We start from the raw sequence: 2,659 nt of genomic DNA, 5'->3' as shown, positions 1-2,659 counted from the left end.
GTGCCGTCGGGGGAGTAGGCAATCTGGCCCTTGAGGCCCAGTTGCCGCGCGATCCCGGCGGGTGCGGGCTGGCCCAGCGCGGCGAAGATCGCCCGCAGATCGGCCAGGTCGGCATCGAGTGCGCCCTCGGCCGAGAGCGGCGCGAGCCCTGCCTGCCCGTCGAAACCGGCCCGGGCATTGCCCAGCGTCGCGTCGAGCACAAGGCCGGAGACCGCGCCGCCGATGAAATCCTCGACGCGCGCGATCCGGGCGGTCGCGGCCAGGGCCTGGCCGTTCAGGACCGCCGCGAGGTCGACCCGGGCAGGGCCGTCCTGCTGCGGCAGGGCGAGCGTGGCATCGACCCCGGCCAGTTCCGTGCGGGTGCCCGTGGCGCGGTCGTGATAGATCAAGGTGCCATCGGTGATCCGCCCGGCATCCAGCGTGAAGCCGCGCGCGGCCTTTCCCGCGCCGCCCGGCCCGGCGGTGGCGGGCGCCGCGGCGCGCGGCGGGAAGTCCCAGTTCGCGCGCCCGTCCGCGGCGCGTTCCAGCACGATCCGGGGCGATTGCGTCACGATCTCGCGGATCACGACCTCGCCCCCGATCAGCGCCTTGAGGTCCAGCCCGACCGACAACCCCTCGGCCGCCAGCATCGGGCCGGCATCCGACCATTCGGCATTGGACAGCGTGACCGGCCCGGTCGCCACCCCGATCTCGGGCCAGAGCGACGGGGTCAGCCGCCCCGACATGGTCAGTTCGCGCCCGGTCGCGCTGCGGACCTGGTCCTGCACCAGTGCGGCGACCTTGTCGGCCGGCAGCAGGAACAGCCCGCCCACCATCAGCCCGGCCAGAACGACAAGGGCAAGAAGCAGACGGATGATCCAGCGCATGGCGCACCTTTCGGTTGTGCTGCCCAAGACTAGGCGCAGGGCAGGCGCCGGGGCAAGCGCGGGTTCTCCACTTTCCCGCGACCGCGCGCGTCGCTATATGCGCCCCATGGTAACGAACCCGCCCGATCTGCGTCCCGACCGCGCGCCCCGCGCCCGGATCGAGGATGCCCCCCGCCCCAGCCGGCCGACCATCGGCATGGTCTCTCTCGGCTGTCCCAAGGCGCTGGTCGACAGCGAACGGATCCTGACGCGACTGCGTGCCGAGGGCTATGCGATCAGCCCCGATTACGCGGGCGCGGACGCGGTGATCGTGAATACCTGCGGGTTCCTCGATTCCGCCAAGGCCGAAAGCCTGGAGGCGATCGGCGAGGCGCTTAGGGAAAACGGTCGGGTGATCGTCACGGGCTGCCTGGGCGCGGAGCCGGGTTACATCACCGGCGCGCATCCCAGCGTGCTGGCGGTGACAGGCCCGCATCAATACGAACAGGTGCTGGATGCGGTGCATGCCGCCGTGCCGCCCGATCCCGACCCGTTCGTGGACCTGCTGCCTGCGTCGGGGGTCACGCTGACGCCGCGCCATTACAGCTATCTCAAGATTTCCGAGGGCTGCAATCACGCCTGCCGCTTCTGCATCATCCCCGACATGCGCGGGCGGCTGGTCTCGCGCCCGGCGCATGCCGTGATCCGCGAGGCGGAAAGGCTGGTCGAGGCGGGCGTGCGGGAATTGCTGGTCATCAGCCAGGATACATCGGCCTATGGGCTGGACCTGAAACATGCCACCGAGAACGGCCACCGCGCGCATATCACGGATCTGGCGCGCGACCTGGGGGGTCTGGGGGCCTGGGTGCGGCTGCACTACGTCTATCCCTACCCGCATGTGCGCGAGCTGATCCCGCTGATGTCGGACGGGCTGGTGCTGCCCTATCTGGACATCCCGTTCCAGCATGCCCATCCCGACACGCTGAAACGCATGGCCCGCCCGGCGGCGGCGGCCGGGACGCTGGACGAGATCGCGGCCTGGCGGCGCGACTGCCCCGACATCGCGCTGCGGTCCACCTTCATCGTGGGCTTTCCAGGCGAGACCGAGGCCGAGTTCCAGACGCTGCTGGACTGGCTGGACGAGGCGCAACTGGATCGCGTGGGCTGCTTTCGCTACGAGAATGTTGCAGGCGCCCGGTCGAACGCCCTGCCCGATCACGTTCCCGACGAGGTCAAGGACGAGCGCTGGCACCGCTTCATGGAAAAGGCGCAGGCGATTTCCGCGGCGAAACTGGCGGCGAAGGTCGGCCAGCGGCTGGAGGTGATCGTCGACGAGGTGGACGAGGACGGGGTGGCCACCTGCAGGACGATGGCGGATGCGCCCGAGATCGACGGCTGCCTGTTCATCGACGAGGACACCGGGGGGCTGGCGCCGGGCGATATCGTGACGGTCGAGGTGGATGAGGCGGGGGAGTATGATCTGTGGGGCCGCCGTCTGTACTGAACCGGCGAATTTCGAACCTTGCCCTTAACAGCGCCGCCCGAGGCTTTAGCCTGAATTATACACGAGGATGTGGTGAGGGTAGCGTAAGCTTTTGAAAGAAGGTATTTTTCGGTTGTCGAAGCCAGAAAGTCCAGTTTTCAAGGCAGGCCCCCTCACCATGATTCAGTTTAGGAAGGTCTGAAAAACCTGCCGATTTCAGCCTGAGCTGATAGGCTGGGACATCCCTGCAAGGAGCCCCGCCGATGCCGAAACAGCCCGCCTTTCCCGGCCTGCGCGATGCGATGAGGAAGAAGGTCACGCGGCGCGAGCC

The 2,659-nt window shown here is 68.4% G+C and carries 3 protein-coding genes; 1 reads left to right on the top strand and 2 read right to left on the bottom strand.

Annotation, left to right across the window (positions count from 1 at the left end; translation table 11 throughout):
- Positions 1–866, bottom strand: an 866-nt coding sequence (locus ENN83_RS13710) for an AsmA family protein (RefSeq protein WP_287187834.1), incomplete at its 3' end; no start/stop codon positions are given.
- Positions 867–972: 106 nt separating this feature from the next.
- Here ENN83_RS13710 and rimO point away from each other — a divergent pair.
- A complete protein-coding gene (rimO, locus tag ENN83_RS13705; RefSeq protein WP_287187832.1) occupies positions 973–2,349 on the top strand; it encodes a 30S ribosomal protein S12 methylthiotransferase RimO in 1,377 nt (458 codons plus the stop codon).
- 55 nt (positions 2,350–2,404) lie between these two features.
- Here the strand turns inward: rimO and ENN83_RS13700 are convergent.
- A partial coding sequence (locus tag ENN83_RS13700; RefSeq protein ID WP_287187831.1) for a hypothetical protein occupies positions 2,405–2,659 on the bottom strand: 255 nt, incomplete at its 5' end.

Origin of the sequence: Rhodovulum sp. (assembly GCF_011048875.1) — a bacterium.
In the GTDB taxonomy this organism is placed as follows: Bacteria; Pseudomonadota; Alphaproteobacteria; order Rhodobacterales; family Rhodobacteraceae; genus Rhodovulum; species Rhodovulum tesquicola.
The sequence above is the reverse complement of the archived record's forward strand: the minus strand, read 5'-3'. Positions and strand labels throughout refer to the sequence as shown.

Coding starts and splice junctions, on each gene's coding strand:
- rimO (WP_287187832.1), top strand. CDS start 973: ATGGTAACGAACCCGCCCGATCTGCGTCCCGACCGCGCGCCCCGCGCC.